Raw genomic sequence first — 17,480 nt, 5'->3', positions numbered from 1 at the left:
TAGTTGATTCAAACTTGACAAAAAGATTAAATAATGATATCATAAAGAAGATGTAGATTTTGACCAAAGGCCCGGTAGTTCAGTTGGTTAGAATGCCAGCCTGTCACGCTGGAGGTCGACGGTTCGAGTCCGTTCCGGGTCGCCAATTTAATCATATATGCTGATGTAGCTCAATCGGTAGAGCAACTGACTTGTAATCAGTAGGTTGGGGGTTCAAGTCCTCTCATCAGCTCCATTTTAAATAGCTCTATCATCGGTAGAGCTCTTATTTTAGGAGGAGTACCCAAGTTGGCCAAAGGGGACGGACTGTAAATCCGTTAGCTTAGCTTTCAGTGGTTCAAATCCACTCTCCTCCACCAATATTGGGGTATAGCCAAGTCGGTAAGGCACCAGACTTTGACTCTGGCATTTCGTAGGTTCGAGTCCTGCTACCCCAGCCATTTATGGAGAGGTACCGAAGCGGTCATAACGGGGCGGTCTTGAAAACCGTTTGGGTGAAAGCCCGCGTGGGTTCGAATCCCACCCTCTCCGCCAAATTAACATTAAAATCGATTTTATCGGTTAATTCTTTTGACATAAGTGTCGCAAGATTCACAAAATAATTTAAACCTTGGAGAAGTACTCAAGTCGGTTGAAGAGGTGCCCCTGCTAAGGGTATAGGTCGTGATTTTAGCGGCGCGAGGGTTCGAATCCCTCCTTCTCCGCCATTTACAATTTAATATAAAAATTAACACTTGCCCAGATAGCTCAGTCGGTAGAGCAGTAGACTGAAAATCTACGTGTCGCTGGTTCGATTCCGGCTCTGGGCACCATTTATTTTTATCAAAAAATTTTATATATAATAAACTTAGTGCCTTCTCTGAAGCGACACGTAGTGTCGTGGTTTGTAACTAATACAAAAGCCAAAAAATTGAATATAAAAGCAAACATAGATTTTTTATTTAAACATGTAGGGGTATAGTTCAGTTGGTAGAACGTCGGTCTCCAAAACCGAATGTCGTGGGTTCGAGTCCTGCTACCCCTGCCATAATATATTGGGGCCTTTAGCTCAGCGGTTAGAGCGCCCGGCTCATAACCGGTCGGTCCTGGGTTCAAATCCCCGAAGGCCCACCATTTTATTTAAACACCTAGTGAGGTGTTTTTTTAATAAGTAATTTGATTATGATAAGTAATTTGATTTTTAAGAGTGATTTGATTATGAAAAATAATTTTATTTTGATAAGGAGGATGCTTTTATGAAATTTACAAATAAAAAATTTGAATCCGAGAGATTAATTTTAAGGCCATGGACTATGGACGATGCGGAAGATTTTTTTGAATACGCGAGGGTTGAAGGCGTTGGCGAAATGGCTGGTTGGCCACACCATGAGTCGATTGATCAGACCAAGGCTGTTATACAAATGTTTTTAAAGGCTGGCACATGTTTTGCCATAGTTTATAAAGAGAATAACAAGGTCATTGGATCGATTGATCTTAGGGATGAAGCAAATCCTTTGCCTGAAGATAAGGATAAGAGAAATGCCAATATGGGCTGCGTTTTATCCAAGGATTATTGGGGTCAAGGGTTAATGCCAGAAGCTGCCAAAATTTTATTTGACTTTGTATTTGAAAATGACCTGGTTGATAACATCTATGCAGGCTATTTTGATTACAATCTCCAATCTAAGCGCCTCCAAGAAAAACTAGGTCTTAAAAAAGTTGGGGAGGTTGATAAAAAGACTGCGACTGGAAAAGTCGAACACTTGATAGTTAATAGAATCTCAAAGGAAGAATGGCTTGGGATTTTGGATTAATTTTGTCTTAAGTGAATTTTACAGGATTATACCTAGCTTATATTTAGAAAGGGATATTTAAAAGCTAGGGATCGGCATGGTCCAATAATCTTATTAGTTTTAAATTTTACAAGATTTCTGGTATAAAATTTATTTAATTTGTTATGGACGGTTTTTATCAAAGTAATTTATTTGAATTAGATTATCCAGAGATTTATTTTGTGAATATATCTATTTAAGGATTGCCGGTAGGCAGTCCTTTTTTTGACTAAAGCAATATTATATGCTATTATAAATGTGTATGATTATTTTTTTAAATTTTTATTTGATATTGTAAAAATTATTAAGTGAAAAATAAGAAATAGAATTTATTTTATTGGAAACTCAATGGAATTCGTGCAAGTAACATTACTGACAAGCAAGCGGAAGCGAAAAATTATTGATGAGCATATATAAACAATCTTAAATTAAAAGTATAATTATAAAAGAGGGGGGGCTTATGAAGGAGAAAATATTTAGGCTTTATAAGTACATAATTTATGCCTTGCTGGGTCTATCGTCGATTTTGATGATTGGCTTTCGCAGGGACTTGATCGATGTTGGCATTGGCCAAGGGGCATTTTTTAGATATTTTATTCCCTTTATAATCGTCATCGGTCTTAGGCGGATTTTAATGATTGTCGACAGAAGAATGTCGAAGGTAAATTATAGCCTCCTCCAGACAAAAAATGAAGAGGACTTGATAGATAAGTGGACAAAAATTTCTATAGCCGATTTGGAAAATCCAGACAATAGAAATTTATATGACGGATGTTTGTCCGAATCTTCTTACAAGGAAAAGCTGATAGACAGTCAGGCTTTGATGATAAAAAATCTTATAATTATACTTGGAACACTTTTTATTTTATTTGCCTATAATAAAATGTTCGCCATCCTGCTTTTAATCCTGGTTGGCCTTTTAATAAGCATTGAAGCCTTTAGTCTTAGAAAAGCTGGGGATATCTGGGCTTCTTATAGGTCAAATATGAGGAGGGCGAATTATTTTTCTAATGTTCTCATTAATAGTAAGTATTTAAGCGAAAGAAAAGTTTTCGCCACTAGTGAATTTTTTAACGATAAGTTCTCTAATGAATTTTTCTCTGCGTCAAAGGTCAATAAGGCCCTTGGCAGGGGTCGCTTTATCAGAGATATGGCCTATGATTTGGGTTTTATCGGTCTGATTATTTTTTATGTACTTACCTTTGCCAGGCCAAATGCCCCAGGCTTTAGCTTAGGATTATTCACATCGCTTTTTTACCAGCTAATAGAGGTCAAGCTTACTGTAAGTGACTTAATTCTAAACTTTTTCTCCTACAAGTCAGCGAAAGTTGTAGAAAATAATTATATGAAATTTTTTGACTTATCAGAAGAAAAGACTGGGGACAAGCCTTTGGACACTATAAAATCCATAGAGTTTAAGAATGTCCACTTCACATATCCTCATTCAGATAAGGAGGTTTTGTCAGGCCTTTCCTTTAAGTTAGACCAGGGGTCCTATGGGCTTGTAGGGGAAAATGGGTCTGGTAAGTCGACTATAACCAAGCTTATAATGGGCTTATATGAGGTTACTTCTGGCCAGATTTTGATAAATGGCTTGGATATTTCTGCTTACAAAAAATCCGATTTAAAAGACTCCATGGCCCTTGTCTTTCAAAGCTCTCACCATTATCCGGCCAGTCTCAAAGAAAATTTAGACTTTAAGGGTGGGCTAAAATACGATGAGGGCTTGGCGAAAGCTTTGGGCATAGACGAAATTATTTCCTCTTTGCCAAAGGGCAAGGACACGGACCTCTCTGCGATTTCCAAAGACGCCGTCAGCATGTCTGGTGGTCAGTGGCAAAGACTGGGCATTATGAGAGCTCTAAACAAAGATGCCAGCCTTTATATTCTTGACGAGCCAAATGCCCTTTTGGATCCGATTTCCGAGGCGAAAATGTACGGTAAGTATTTGGAAATCTTGGAAGGAAAAATCTCCCTACTCATATCTCACAGGCTGGGGGCGACCAAGCTTATGGATGAGATTATAGTATTGAAAGATGGCAAAATCTACGCCAAGGGAAGTCATGAGGACTTGATGAAAAGGCCTTATTACAGGGATTTATACAATACTCAAAAGGAGATGTACTTATGAAAAACGCAGGCAAATCTATTAAAATAATTTTAAAGGCTTCGCCCTATGACTTTTTTATGATGGTAATTTCCTTGTTAATAAAATTTACAGGGCCAATTCTCTATACTTATTCCATGATGGAGCTTTTTAAGGTCTTTCCAAATATAATAACAGGCCAGGCGGTTGATATTAAACGCATATTAATATTTGCCCTTGCCTTATTTATAGCTAGCTGGCACAATATTTTTTATATGCGCTTTTACTCAACCTTTGTCAGCATGCCAAGATTGGAGAGAAAATTAAAGATTCTAATCCACGACAAAGTCACCAGGATTTCCAGTGAAAATCTTTTAAATCCCATGTCTGATATGAGGGCACACAGGGCGATTTTTGCAGGAACCAACCTATTCCGCCTGGCCCAAACTACTATGGAGCTGATTTTTACCTGCCTATCCGGCCTATCACTTGTATTTATTTTGACCTCTATAAATATTTATATTGGCTTAGGGCTTGTGATTGCCCTCGTGCCAACTGTAATTTCTCAGGTCTATGAGACCAAACTTAAGGTAAAAAATCGGGACAAAAAGCTAGATATTTCCAGGATAAAAAAACTTGACGAGGAGGCCATAAGTGGCAACCCGCAATTTATTGAGTCCAGGACCAACTATGCCGATGAATTTTTCTTGGATAAATACCGAGACCAAGGTCAGGCTTACAAGGACATGGTAAGAGATGAGGAGGCAGGTATATTTAAAATGTCCTTAGGGCTCTTTCCGTTAAACCTATATGCCGATGCCTCGGCTCTGGCTATAAATGCCTATTTGCTGGCCATAAGGAAAATTTCTTTTGCAGGCTTTGGTGGATCGCTGGCGGCTTTTAATAACTTAAAAGGCCAAGTTCTGGCTGTTTTATCCCTGGTAAATTATGGCAGGCAGTTTGACGCCATGGTGAGTCCTTATTTTGAATTTATGAATATGGGCGAGAGGCTTGGAAGTCTTGGAAAGCCAGATGGAGATATTGAATTTAAAAATATGTCCTTTAAATATCCTAATGCAAAGGACTATGCCCTCAAAAATATTAACCTTAGCATAAAGCCTGGCGAAAAAATTGCCATTGTCGGTATAAATGGTTCGGGCAAGACCACCTTGGTCCGCCTTTTGACAGGTGAACTCCTGCCCACCGAGGGCCAGGTAACTTACAGTGGCAGGTCTACAAGGGATATAAGAGAAGGGGATATGTATGATGGCACCAGCCAAGTCAATCAGTTCTTCGCTTCCTATGCCATGACCTTAAGAGAAAATATAGCCTTTGACACAGAGATTATATATAGCGAAGAAAGATTAAGGGAATTTTTAAAAGATGACAATTTATCTATGGATGATGAAATGACCAGAGATTTTGGCGGCCGAGAAATGTCTGGCGGCCAGTGGCAGAGAGTGGCGATCTTACGTGGCTTTAACAAGCCCGCTGACCTAATAACCTTGGACGAGCCCACATCCGCTATTGACCCCTTAAATGAAAAAGAAATTTACGATTTCTTTTATGAGAACTCAGAGGATAAAACAGAAGTTATAGTCACCCACAGGCTGGGGGCAATCAAATATGTAGACAGGATTATAGTTATGCGGGATGGAGAGATCGTTGAAGACGGAGACTTTGAAAGTCTAATTAAAAGAAAAGGAGATTTTGCCAAGATCTATGGGTCCCAGCTTGAGATGTTTGCTGAATAAAAATGCAAATGCATATGAAGCAAATATTGCCAGTATTAGATTTTTTTATTAATCTAGGAAAAATCTGTTTACAAAAATTTATTGAAAAAATTTTAAAAGACAAAGATATTTTGCTTAGGAAAAATTATTAAAATATAATCCTTACAAAAAATAATATTATCCAAGCAAAAAGGAATTTATGATAGACCTTAGTGTATTGCCTTTTTATTTCCGTAGCCGGATTTAAAGGGGCAGCACAGTGTCTTTTTTTTGTAAAAAAATATGCAGAATATAAATTAATAAATTTTAAAACTATTTATTAATTACAGGTTTTTCTAAATATTTTTTATAACAAATTTTATAATTTCTCTTGCGAAAACTTTCTGCGTGTTTTTTATTAAGAAGTTTTATGATTTACAAAAAAATAGTTTATATAAAAATTCATTTGTAATTTAAAATATTTATATGTATTTAAAAATTAAAAGTTATAAACTCCTTACTTTTAAAATTAACACTTTCTCCTTCAAGCAGATGTGACTTGAATCACTTTTATTACAATATTTGCTTTTTTATTGGCATGTCAAGGGAAAAGTATTGACTTTAAAATCATTGAAGAGTATAATGTTAGCAACAGCTAATTTAAAGAATAGCTGCTAATTGTTTTTTAATGGCAATTGTATTTGCCAAATATTTTTGAAAGGAGGAACTATGAAAAAATTAACCATTTTTTTGGTGATATCATTAGTTTTTCTAATGTCCATTACATCTGTCTTTGCAACTAAAAAATACAAGGACTGGGAAGATGTAAGCAAGGACATGGAAGTGATTTTAAGGGATGCCGTTAAAATTTATGAAGCTGGTGGCCCAGATGCTGGTAAAAAAGGCTATGACAAAATCAACGAAGCCTATTTCAAATTTTATGAAAAATTAGGTTTTGAAAAAATTGTTATGTCACAAATTTCCGGCAAACGTGGTTCAACAGTTGAAAATCAATTTTATTTGGCAAGAAAATCCATGCGTCTAAACGAAGATATCGATGTTGTCAAAGATGAAGTTGAGGTATTGATTAGATACCTACACGAAGATGCTAAGACTTTAGACAAAATGAGAGGCAAGAACACATCTGGCTGGGGAGTTTTCTTCAGTGTACTTGGTCTAACCTTAAGGGAAGGTCTTGAAGCAATTCTGATTGTTGCAGCCCTTGTTGCATACCTTACAAAGACAAATAATCTGAAATATGTAAAAGGTGTTTATGTCGGTGCATTTTTAGGTATTGTGGCATCAATAATTCTTGCAATTATATTTAATATCATCGCTAAAAAATTCGGTGCTGACAGCAGCGGTATGGGTCAAGAAATTTTTGAAGGATGCGGAATGTTCTTGGCAGTTATTGTTTTGTTCTACGTATCCAACTGGATGTTATCAAAATCCGAAGTGGAAGTTTGGAACCATTACATCCAATCAAAAGTTGAAAGCTCAATTACAAAAGGCAGTGCAATGGCTTTGGTATTTAGCTCTTTCTTGGCAGTTGCCCGTGAAGGTGCAGAATTGATTATTTTCTTCCAAGGTATGAGAGAAAACATTTCCAATAACCCAACTTATATGTGGGGCGGTTTGGCTTGTGCAATAGTTGTACTTGCAATTGTCTATGTACTAATTACAAAGATGAGTGTAAGACTCCCATTAAAACCCTTCTTCACCTTTACTTCAATACTGATGTTTGTACTTTGTATTTCATTCATCGGAAAGGGTGTTTATGAATTCCAAGAAGCTGATCTTATTGGCAGAACAATAATTCCATGGATGAATGGATTTACAATCGAGATTTTAGGAATTTATGATAGGGTTGAAACCTTGTTACCGCAAGTTATTTTATTAATAATAACTATTATAACCGTTATTGTCCAAATTAGACGTAACAGAATTAAAAGAGCAGAACTCGAAAGAGATTATGCAAATAAGAACTAATAGGAGGTTTATTATGAGTTCAAAAGTTAAAAAATTATTTGTATTAGTAGTTGCATCCATGATGCTTGTAACCTACGGATGCAGCCAGTCATCAAAACCAGCTGATGATAAAACAGCTAAGGTTGAAGACAAAAAGACTGAAGACACAAAGGCTGAAGACAAAAAAGATGTTGCAGCTCCTGGTGAAGATGCAGGATTTGAAGAATTCCCAATTGGTGATGAACAAGAATCAGGTCCTCTAGCAGTTTCAGGTGTTTACTTCCAACCAGTAGACATGGAACCAGCTGGCAATTCATTGTCAAAAGAAGAAGCTGACTGCCACATCGAAGCTGACATTACAGCAACAGATGAAGGTGCAACACTTGGTTATGGTGTAGGCGACTTTGTTCCTTGGTTAAATGTTAAAGCCTATATTCAAAAGAAGGGCTCAGACAAGGTTCAAGAAGTTGCTTTCATGCCAATGAACGCATCAGACGGTCCACACTACGGTGCAAATATTAAATTTGAAGAAGGTCTCGGAACATACAATGTTAAATTCGAAATCTCTGCTCCAGGAAACGACTATCTCTTACACGTTGACAAAGAAACAGGTGTAACAGGAAGATTCTGGACAGAACCAATTATCATTGAATGGCAAGAATTTGAATGGACTGGTCCAAAGTGGTAAAAGATTGGAAATGGCTTCGCGCCATTTCCTTCTTGTACATAGGAGGGTTTTATGTTAAAGATATTTATTAAAGTAATGGAAGCGGGCATAGGATTCTCGTTTATAATAGGTCTGGCGCTTGGATATCTAAGTACAGAAAATTTCAAAAACAAATATAAAATTATTTTTGGCACAGTCTTTATGGGCACTCTTGCGGCAATTATTTCTTCAATTCTTAGAGAAATTCCAAATTTTGTCAACAGGAGCTCCCTATCCTTTTGGTCAATGGTCCCAATAGTAATTGCTCTTATTGGAATTATTGTATTTTATTTTCTAAAAGAAAAGTCCAATGTTTATAAAAATGTTTTTGTTGGTTTTTTGTCCTTGTATATTATAGCGTCATTTTTTTATTATATGCCAGCCATTTTTGTCCAGCTAAACAATTTTGTTTATTATGGAGAATCTGCTGTCTCTACTATGGTTTTATATAGAATTATCGGTTATATTTTTGCAGTTGTTCTTATGTTTTTATCGGGCCTTGCAATTTTTAAAACTATTAGGCGGGTTGGCCAAAATTATAGGGATGAAGTATTACTGATTTCTTTTTTAATTTGGGGAATAAATCAAATTTTTATTATTCTTCAAAGATTATATGCAATTGATCTCATACCAAGAAATGCAAAATTATTCAGCATAATTGCCTGGGTAATAAACCACGCAAATTACATCGGCTTTAGTCTTATGATTTTTTTAATTATCCTACCAATAATCTTATATTTGAATAATATTAAAGTTAAAGAAACTTTTAAAAATCCTGCTGAACTCAGAAAAAAGAAATACCACATGAGATGTAATAGGAATTTAGCAAAGTTTTTCTTGGTTTTAGTTGCAATTAATGTTTTTAGTTTGACTTATCTAAGGGCTTATTCTGGTCGTGATATTGAGCTTTCAGAACCCGAAGAATATGTAATTGAAAACGATACGATCATTGTTCCCCTATCAGAACTTGAGGATATGAGACTCCACCGTTATCAATATACAGCGTCTGATGGAGTTCACATGAGATTTTTCCTAATTAAAAAATCCCAGGGTTCTTATGGGGTTGTCCTCGATGCCTGCGAAATTTGCGGGCCATCTGGTTATTATGAACGTGGCGATGACGTTATTTGTAAATTGTGCGATGTTGTTATGAATCGTGGTACAATTGGTTTTAAGGGCGGATGTAATCCAATCCCTATCCCTTACATTGTCCATGATGAAAAAATTAAAATCAGCACGCAAGATCTTGATGCTAATAGCTTTGTATTTAAGTAGGTGATTTATGTTTTTTAGAATGATTAAGGGTGCAATCTTCAGGCAGAAGAAAAAAATGGCCATGATTGCATTTGTCGTAATGCTTGGCACTTGCCTTTCAACAGGCATGCTTAATACCATGCTTGGCATCGGCGACAAGGTTAATAGAGAATTAAAGGCTTATGGGGCAAATATAAATGTTGTTCCCAAAGAGTCTTCCATGCTTGATGATATTTATGGAATTGGTGAAGACAGTCAAAAAAATTATTTAAAGGAAGATGAACTTGGCATGATAAAAACCATTTTCTGGTCCTTTAATATTGTTGACTACACGCCGTATTTAAATATCAATGCAAGAGTTGGCGGAGATTCAACAAGGGTAGTGGGCACGTGGTTTTACAATCACATGGACCTTCCAACAGGTGAATCACTTGATACTGGTATGAGGAAATTAAAAACTTGGTGGAACATCGAAGGCGAATGGATTGAAGATGGCGACACAGATAAGGCCATGGTTGGTACCGTCTTTGCCCTTAGAAATAATTATAAACTTGGTGATAAAATTAAAATCGAAGGTTCTGCTGCAACAAAAGAATTTGAAATCGCAGGGATTTTCGATTCAGGCAGTGATGAAGATTCACACATATATATTCCCTTAAAGGTCGCCCAAGAATTGGAGGGAGTATCAAATGTTGTTTCTCGTGTTGAAGTTTCTGCTCTAACAACTCCTGACAATGATTTGGCAAGGAAGGCCGCAAGAAATCCAAAGTCTCTTACCATTAAAGAATGGGAAGTTTGGTATTGCACAGCTTATGTAAGTGCAATTTGCTACCAAATTCAAGAGGTTATGACTGATTCAATTGCCAAGCCAATTAGGCAGGTTGCAGAAAGTGAAGGCGATATTTTAAATAAGACAACTTTATTAATGGTTTTAATTACCGCCCTCAGTTTAATTGGTTCTGCCCTTGCAATTTCCAATCTAGTAACAGCATCTGTTATGGAAAGACGTGCTGAAATTGGTTTGCAAAAAGCAATTGGTGCCAACAATAGAAGAATTATTACAAGAATTTTGGTTGAAAATATTACCACAGGTATTATGGGTGGAACTGTTGGTTATTTCATTGGACTTGGACTCACTCAAATAATTGGTATAACAGTTTTTGGTTCTGGCATTCCACCAACACCAATGGTAATACCGATTGTAATTATATTAATTTTACTGGTAATTATTTTGGGTTCTATTCCAGCCATTAGATATTTGCTCAAACTCAATCCAACGGAGGTGCTTCATGGAAAGGGCTAAAACAAAAAATATAAAATTCTTTTGGAGGATGGTTGAGTCATCAATAGGAAGAAGAAAGGCCCGTATGCTTACTGCCCTTCTCGCCATTGCTATGGGTGCAACAATTCTATCAGGGCTTATTACAATCTATTATGATATCCCTAGACAATTGGGCAAGGAATTTAGAAGTTACGGGGCAAATATGATTGTCATTCCAAAGTCCCAGGATGATAAGATTGACGATAAACACATTGATGAAATTAAAAAGCTTGCAGGTGATAAACTTGTGGGCATTGCCCCCTATATTTATCAAAACGCAAAGATAAATGAGCAGCCCTTTGTTATTGCAGCCACAAATTTTGATGGCTTAAAAAAGAACAGTCCCTTCTGGTTGGTCGATGGTGATTGGCCTAGCGAAAAAAGAACTGTTATGATTGGCCATGAAATTTCAAAAAAACTTGGCCTAAAAATTGGAGACCCTTTCGTACTGAGTACTCCAAAGGAAAATTCACAAGAAATGAGAGATAGTGATTTTACAGTCTCTTCAATTGTAACAACTGGCGGCAAAGAAGAAGATTTGATATTTATGTCCATTGAGGACATTAGGTCCATTATGGGCGATTTAAATATCAATATTATCGAATGTTCAATCGATGCAAACAGCGAAGAGTTGCAAGCAATTGCAGATAATATAAACGAAATCGATAGCGCTGTTAGTGCCAGACTTGTTAAAAGGGTTACTGAATCTCAAGGTGTGGTCCTAGAAAAACTCCAGGCCCTTGTATGGATTGTTACAATCATTGTTTTATTTATTATGATGATTTGTGTTAGTACAACCATGATGGCTGTTGTCGCTGAAAGAAGAAAAGAAATCGGCCTTAAAAAAGCCTTGGGTGCCCAAAATAAATCAATCATTTATGATTTCTTGGGCGAAGGATTTTTGCTTGGCCTAATGGGCGGAGCCCTGGGATCCTTGCTCGGGTATTTATTTGCAAGCGAAGTTTCCAGACGCGTCTTTGCAAGAAGCGTAAACTTTTTATGGGCCCTCGTTCCAATTACAATCATCGCTTCAATAGTAATTACAATTGTGGCTTGTATCATACCAGTTAAAACTGCAACTGCAGTTGATCCAGCACTTGTATTAAGGGGGGAATAATGAATATATTAGAATTAAAAGATATTTCAAAGATATACGGCGATTTGAAAGCGCTTGATAAAATAAATTTAAATGTAGAAAAAGGTGAATGGGTTTCAATTATGGGTCCATCAGGCAGCGGTAAGACGACAATGATGAATATCATCGGTTGTATGGACAAGCCTTCTATCGGTGAAGTTTTACTTGAAGGAATTGACATTTCAAAATTAAATCAAAAGGAATTGACCGAGATTAGACGTGATAAGATTGGCCTTATCTTCCAACAATTCCACTTGGTAAACTATCTAACAGCCTTGGAAAATGTTATGATGGCCCAATACTATCACTCAATGGTTGATAAGGAAGAGGCCTTGCAAGCTCTTGAAAGCGTTGGATTAAAAGATAGGTACAACCACTTGCCCAACCAACTTTCAGGCGGTGAACAACAACGCGTTTGTATTGCCCGCGCTCTCATTAATCACCCATCCCTCATCCTAGCAGACGAACCAACAGGAAATTTGGACGAAAAGAATGAAACAATAGTTCTGGACATTTTAGAAAGACTCCATAACAATGGATCAACAATTATAGTTGTTACCCACGACCAAGAGGTTGGTGTGGAAGCAGAAAGAATAATTTATCTCGAACATGGAAGAATTGCTAGAGAAGAAAAACAAAAGAGACAAAGACCAATTTTGGAGGTTTAGTATGAAAAAAACTTTATTATTAATTGCAGCTGCCTTATTATTAACAGCATGCGGCAATAAGGATAACAAAGCTAGCACTGATGGATACAAGGATGGGACCTACCACGGTGAAAGCCAAGTTGATGAATGGGGCGGCAAGGTTACAACAGATATCACTGTTAAGGATGGAAAAATTGTTGAAGCAAATTTAAAAAATTTACTTGCTGATGGAAGTGAAAAAGACGAAAATTATGGTAAGGCCAAAGAAGGTGCAACCAACCAAGGTCTTTATAAGATTGCCCAAGATGCAGTTAAAAATTCTCAAGAATATCCAAAACTTTTAATTGAAAAGGGCAAGATTGAAGATGTTGAGGCTATCTCTGGTGCAACTGTTACATTTAAATCTTTCGAAGAAGCTGTAAACGATGCATTGAAGGATGCAAAATAAAATTTGTATTAAAAATATCTATAGTGAAAAACTTGCTATAGATATTTTTAATTAGCTTTTACCAAGGCTATTATATATAATTTATTCGAGGGTTTTGCCCCTCAAACTTGAAAATCTTAGGAGGTAAATATGAATAAAAATAAAATTTTCGGAATTCTATTTGTAATATTAGGTGTTCTAATTATGTTAACACCAGGCACAATTGCTCCAACATGTCCTGCAATGGCAGATGGAAAATTTATGAAATGCCATTGGATGGGCCAAGCAATTAAAGGCGCTGGCGGTCTTATGACTGTTCTTGGTCTTATTTACACAGCTATCTGCTGCAAGAGACAAATGTTTTTTGCCTTAGCCATCTCCAATGTATTAATTGGAATCTATGCAATTTTATTGCCTGCAAAATTAATTGGCGGCTGCATGAAGGCTGAAATGGCTTGCAGGGCAAAAACTATGCCTATGCTTTATATTTTGATTGGACTTTATATCGTTATTAGCATTGTTGCTGCAATTTTAAATAGGCCTTGCAATGAATCTAATCAATGTAAATAATCTATCCAAATCATTTAGACGCGGGGAAAGAGATTTTTTTGCAATTGATGATGTAAGTTTTGATGTTTGTGAAAAAGATTTTATAAATATCATTGGTAAAAGTGGGAGTGGGAAATCAACACTCCTTACTCTTTTGTCTGCAATTATTGAACCTACATCTGGAGATATCTTTGTAGAAGGCAAAAATCTTTCCACCATGGATGATGAAGAAAAAAGTGGATATAGAAACGAATTTATTGGTTATGTTCCCCAATCACTTGGAACCCTGCCAACCCTAAATGTCCTTGACAATGTCAGACTTCCCTACTTTTTTAAAAAGCGTGAGGGAAATGGAATTGAAAGGGCCAGGATGCTACTTGATATGTGCGGCATCTTGGACCTGCAAGATGATTTTTGCAAAAATCTGTCAGGTGGTGAATTAAAAAGAGTTTTAATTGCAAGGGCCCTCATGAATGAACCCAAAATTTTAATCGCAGATGAACCAACTTCTGATTTGGATTCAAAAACTACAATTGAAATTATGGATATGCTAAAAGAAATCAATGAAAAAGGCACGACTATTATTATAGTAACCCACGATAATGATTTATTAAAATACGGGTCTCGGCTTCTTGAAATGACAGATGGTAAATTAAATGAGGTGGCCTTATGAAATTAAATTCCAAGCAAATCGCCTTTAAAAATATTCAAAATAAAAGCGTAAGAAGCGCTTCACTTATAATTTTAACAGCAATTTTAACCCTTGTTTTATTTTTATCCAGCTTTTTGATCTTGTCACTTAGAAATGGTATGAATTCGCTTGCCAACCGCATGGGTGCAGATATTATTGTGGTGCCTGAAGGCTACGATTCAAAAATCAGGGGCGCAATCCTTCGCGGAGAACCCAACACCTTTTTCTTGGACAAGTCAGTTGTTGATAAAATTAGAAAAATCGATGGAGTTGAAATTGCCACCCCTCAATTATTTATTGCCACCCTTTCCGCTGGTTGCTGTTCATTCCCGATTCAAGTCATAGGCTTTGATTCGGACACAGACTTCGTAGTAAAGCCCTGGCTGGCAACTCAAGCGAAACTCCCCTTAGAAAAGGGCGAGGTCTTGGTTGGCCACAATATTGTTGGTGATTTGCATGAGCATGTAAAATTCTTTAACCAAGAATTTATTATTAGGGGCAGGCTGGCAAAGACAGGAATGGGCTTTGACAATACGGTTTTTGTAAATTTTGAAGAAGCCAGACGCCTTGCCAAGGAGTACGAAAAAATTCTTAATCTCGAAGACAAGGATCATGAAAATATGATTTCATGTGTAATGATTAAGGCTGATAAGGGTGTCGACCCAGCTGAAATTCAAAACAATATTAGGAGCGAATTTGCTGGTCAAGGCGTTTATCCCTTACTATCCCAATCCATGATGAACGAAGTAAGTACATCGACCCAAGATATGATTAAATATGTTTATATCTTAATCGCCCTTGTTTGGCTCTTGGTTTTCCTTGTGCTCACCCTTGTTTATTCAATTACAATTAAAGAACGCAAGAGAGAATTTGCAACCCTAAGAATTTTAGGAGCCAGCAAAAAGCATTTGAGGACTATTATTTTGTGGGAGATATTTACCATAAATATTTCAGGTGCTGCATGCGGAAGTATACTCGGCTTAATTATTTCAATTTTATTTGGAACTTGGTTTAGTCAAAGTTTCAAAATGCCATTCTTGGCACCGAATGTTTTAACGCTTGCAATAATATTTGTTGCTGTATTTGCAATTGGCACAATAATGGGTCCGCTCTCATCACTCATATCCATCAAAAAGATGAATGCAGAAGAGCTCGGCCTCTTGTTAAGACAAAACGATTAAAGACTTTAATATTGTTAGCTATAAAAATCTATAATGACTCGTTCATTATAGATTTTTTTGTGCCTTTAATTTTGACAAAAAGTTTGCCAGCTGATTTTGTAAGTACTTCAATTCTTGGGCCTTTTACAAAAGCTAAATTTGCAAGAAGGCGGGCCTGATATTCTGTGCCAATTTTTTTATATTTTCAAAACAAAAGGCCTTGTGATTTTATTCTTTAAAGGCTTTTGTAATTTCAAAATAACAGCCTAATGTTTGGCATTTGTAAAATTTTTCATACATACAATAGATGACTTTAAATATTGCTCTTAATGGGTAAGAGTTATTTGGAGGTATTGATATGAAGATTAATGTTAATTTGAAGGATTTGATACATAATTACAAGGAGGAGGTTGAGGCGCCTAGGCCCGTGTCCAAGGCTGGTGTGGTTAAGGCCATCATCTGCAGCCTGGTCTTTGCTTTTTTGTATTATTATTTTGTTTTGCCGCCGATAAATATTTTCGCTAGCGAGTTTTATTTGGCTTTAACTATTGTAACTGCGGCGACAACGATTTTTGTAAATATTTTTTGCAGGCGGGGCTTTAGGAAGTCTTATAGGTTAAGCAAGCATGCTTTTAAGTTCCTTGTTGGCATCTGGGCTATTTATTTTGTTATGGTTATCGTTTCGGCACCGATTTTCCACGCCAAGTCTTATTCAAAAGTTCTTGAGCTTCAAGAGGGGGTCTTTAAGGACGACGTGGCTGAAGTTGACTTCGAAAAAATCCCTGTTGTTGACAGGGACACGGCTGTTAAACTTGGGTCCAGAAAGATGGGCGAGATGGGAGATTTGGTTTCCCAGTACAGCATTGATCCTGCTTATTCGCAGGTAACTGTTAATGGCAAGCCAATGCGAAATACGCCTTTAGTTTATTCGGACCTGATTAAGTGGCTGCAAAATAAATCTTCGGGCATTCCTTATTATATTGCGGTTGACATGGCCGACCAAGATGTTATGATGGTGAAATTGCCCCAGCCAATTAAGTATTCTTTTTCAGACAAGTTTCAAAGAAATATTAGGCGGTTGATCAGGTTTAAGTATCCGACTGCCATTATTGATGAAATAAATTTTGAAGTTGACGACAAGGACCATCCTTACTGGGTGGCTTCGACTCTGAAACCAACCGTTGGCCTCATTGGGGCTTTTGATTCCAATTCGGTCATAGTTGTGGACGCTGTAACTGGTGAGGCCAACCGCTATGAAGTTGGCCAAGTGCCTGATTGGGTGGACAGAGTTTACTCTGCAAATTTAGTTATGAGGCAGCTTAACTGGAACGGGAGGATGAAACGCGGATTTATAAATCAATTCATTGGGCAAAAGGGCGTTACCCAGCCAACTGACGGTTACAATTACCTGTCCATTGACAATGATATTTATATGTACACGGGGATTACTTCCGTTTTGCAAGACGAATCTAATATTGGCTTTGCCCTTATCAATATGAGGACCAAGCAAGCCAAATTCTATCCGCTTTCATCGGCTGACGAACACTCGGCCATGGATTCTGCGGAGGGCGCTGTCCAAGAAAAGGGCTACACAGCGACTTTCCCAATCCTCATCAACCTTTACAATCGTCCAACTTATTTCCTATCCCTTAAGGATAACGCAGGACTTATCAAGACCTTTGCCTTTATAGATGCACAAAACTATCAAACAGTTCGCACTGGCCAAACGGTCAAGGAAGCCTTAAAGGCCTTTAATGAATCCTATGCGGCAAGCGATCATGAGCCAGCAGAGACTGAAAAGAGAAATATTATTATAGAAGAAATTGTGCCGGTCACTGTTGAGGGCAACACCAACTACTTCATTAAGGCCAAGGGTGATCAGACTATATATATTGCTACAATTGCCAAGTCCAACCGCCTGCCATTTTTAAAGACCGGTGACAAAATCGCGATTGAAGGCGAGGCCATAGGTGATGGCAGTCAGTTCAACATTTCTGCTATTGAAGATTAGGA

The 17,480-nt window shown here is 37.1% G+C and carries 14 protein-coding genes and 9 tRNA genes; all 23 read left to right on the top strand.

Annotated features, from left to right (window positions below; translation table 11 throughout):
- Positions 1–68: 68 nt before the first annotated feature.
- The 23 genes from AC6FXG_RS07080 to AC6FXG_RS06970 all read left to right on the top strand — a co-directional run bounded on the left by AC6FXG_RS07080 (position 69) and on the right by AC6FXG_RS06970 (position 17,478).
- Positions 69–145 (top strand) — tRNA-Asp (locus AC6FXG_RS07080).
- Positions 146–159: 14 nt separating this feature from the next.
- A tRNA-Thr gene (locus tag AC6FXG_RS07075) sits at positions 160–235 on the top strand.
- 38 nt (positions 236–273) lie between these two features.
- Positions 274–359 (top strand) — tRNA-Tyr (locus tag AC6FXG_RS07070).
- A gap of 4 nt (positions 360–363) precedes the next feature.
- Positions 364–440 (top strand) — tRNA-Gln (locus AC6FXG_RS07065).
- A gap of 5 nt (positions 441–445) precedes the next feature.
- Positions 446–534 (top strand) — tRNA-Ser (locus AC6FXG_RS07060).
- Between the two features lie 78 nt (positions 535–612).
- Positions 613–707 (top strand) — tRNA-Ser (locus AC6FXG_RS07055).
- A 29-nt stretch (positions 708–736) separates the two neighbouring features.
- Positions 737–812: transfer RNA gene (locus tag AC6FXG_RS07050), tRNA-Phe, on the top strand.
- Between the two features lie 139 nt (positions 813–951).
- A tRNA-Trp gene (locus AC6FXG_RS07045) sits at positions 952–1,027 on the top strand.
- Between the two features lie 10 nt (positions 1,028–1,037).
- A tRNA-Ile gene (locus AC6FXG_RS07040) sits at positions 1,038–1,113 on the top strand.
- 122 nt (positions 1,114–1,235) lie between these two features.
- Positions 1,236–1,793 (top strand): GNAT family N-acetyltransferase, encoded by a 558-nt coding sequence (locus tag AC6FXG_RS07035; RefSeq protein WP_500572124.1) that lies wholly within the window; start codon positions 1,236–1,238, stop codon positions 1,791–1,793.
- A gap of 478 nt (positions 1,794–2,271) precedes the next feature.
- Entirely contained in the window at positions 2,272–3,942 is a 1,671-nt protein-coding gene (locus tag AC6FXG_RS07030) for an ATP-binding cassette domain-containing protein (protein ID WP_500572123.1), read from the top strand.
- The gene (locus tag AC6FXG_RS07025) at positions 3,939–5,651 is read left to right on the top strand and encodes an ATP-binding cassette domain-containing protein (RefSeq protein ID WP_500572122.1); all 1,713 of its coding nucleotides are present in this window, start codon (positions 3,939–3,941) and stop codon (positions 5,649–5,651) included. Before AC6FXG_RS07030 ends, AC6FXG_RS07025 begins: the two co-directional genes overlap by 4 nt.
- Before the next feature lie 687 nt (positions 5,652–6,338).
- Positions 6,339–7,598, top strand: coding sequence for an FTR1 family iron permease (locus AC6FXG_RS07020; RefSeq protein ID WP_500572121.1), 1,260 nt, complete (start codon positions 6,339–6,341; stop codon positions 7,596–7,598).
- A 13-nt stretch (positions 7,599–7,611) separates the two neighbouring features.
- Positions 7,612–8,265 (top strand): iron transporter, encoded by a 654-nt coding sequence (locus tag AC6FXG_RS07015; RefSeq protein WP_500572120.1) that lies wholly within the window; start codon positions 7,612–7,614, stop codon positions 8,263–8,265.
- A gap of 51 nt (positions 8,266–8,316) precedes the next feature.
- The gene (locus AC6FXG_RS07010) at positions 8,317–9,558 is read left to right on the top strand and encodes a Fe-S-containing protein (protein ID WP_500572119.1); all 1,242 of its coding nucleotides are present in this window, start codon (positions 8,317–8,319) and stop codon (positions 9,556–9,558) included.
- Between the two features lie 7 nt (positions 9,559–9,565).
- Positions 9,566–10,840, top strand: coding sequence for an ABC transporter permease (locus AC6FXG_RS07005; protein ID WP_075574539.1), 1,275 nt, complete (start codon positions 9,566–9,568; stop codon positions 10,838–10,840).
- Positions 10,827–11,975, top strand: a complete 1,149-nt coding sequence (locus AC6FXG_RS07000) for an ABC transporter permease (protein WP_075574540.1) — start codon at positions 10,827–10,829, stop codon at positions 11,973–11,975. Before AC6FXG_RS07005 ends, AC6FXG_RS07000 begins: the two co-directional genes overlap by 14 nt.
- The gene (locus tag AC6FXG_RS06995; protein WP_075574541.1) at positions 11,975–12,661 is read left to right on the top strand and encodes an ABC transporter ATP-binding protein; all 687 of its coding nucleotides are present in this window, start codon (positions 11,975–11,977) and stop codon (positions 12,659–12,661) included. Before AC6FXG_RS07000 ends, AC6FXG_RS06995 begins: the two co-directional genes overlap by 1 nt.
- Before the next feature lies 1 nt (position 12,662).
- Complete coding sequence (locus tag AC6FXG_RS06990) at positions 12,663–13,088, top strand: FMN-binding protein (protein WP_500572118.1); 426 nt, start codon at positions 12,663–12,665, stop codon at positions 13,086–13,088.
- A 129-nt stretch (positions 13,089–13,217) separates the two neighbouring features.
- On the top strand, positions 13,218–13,637 hold the full coding sequence (locus AC6FXG_RS06985; protein WP_500572117.1) for a DUF4418 family protein: 420 nt from the start codon (positions 13,218–13,220) through the stop codon (positions 13,635–13,637).
- On the top strand, positions 13,615–14,289 hold the full coding sequence (locus tag AC6FXG_RS06980) for an ABC transporter ATP-binding protein (RefSeq protein ID WP_500572116.1): 675 nt from the start codon (positions 13,615–13,617) through the stop codon (positions 14,287–14,289). Before AC6FXG_RS06985 ends, AC6FXG_RS06980 begins: the two co-directional genes overlap by 23 nt.
- Positions 14,286–15,488: an ABC transporter permease gene (locus AC6FXG_RS06975; protein ID WP_500572115.1), complete on the top strand. Its 1,203-nt coding sequence runs from the start codon at positions 14,286–14,288 to the stop codon at positions 15,486–15,488. The genes AC6FXG_RS06980 and AC6FXG_RS06975 overlap by 4 nt, the downstream gene beginning before the upstream one ends.
- A 337-nt stretch (positions 15,489–15,825) precedes the next feature.
- On the top strand, positions 15,826–17,478 hold the full coding sequence (locus AC6FXG_RS06970; RefSeq protein WP_500572114.1) for a hypothetical protein: 1,653 nt from the start codon (positions 15,826–15,828) through the stop codon (positions 17,476–17,478).
- The last annotated feature ends 2 nt before the right edge of the window (positions 17,479–17,480 follow it).

Source organism: Ezakiella massiliensis (assembly GCF_059862345.1).
This window is presented reverse-complemented; position numbering and strand designations above follow the sequence as displayed.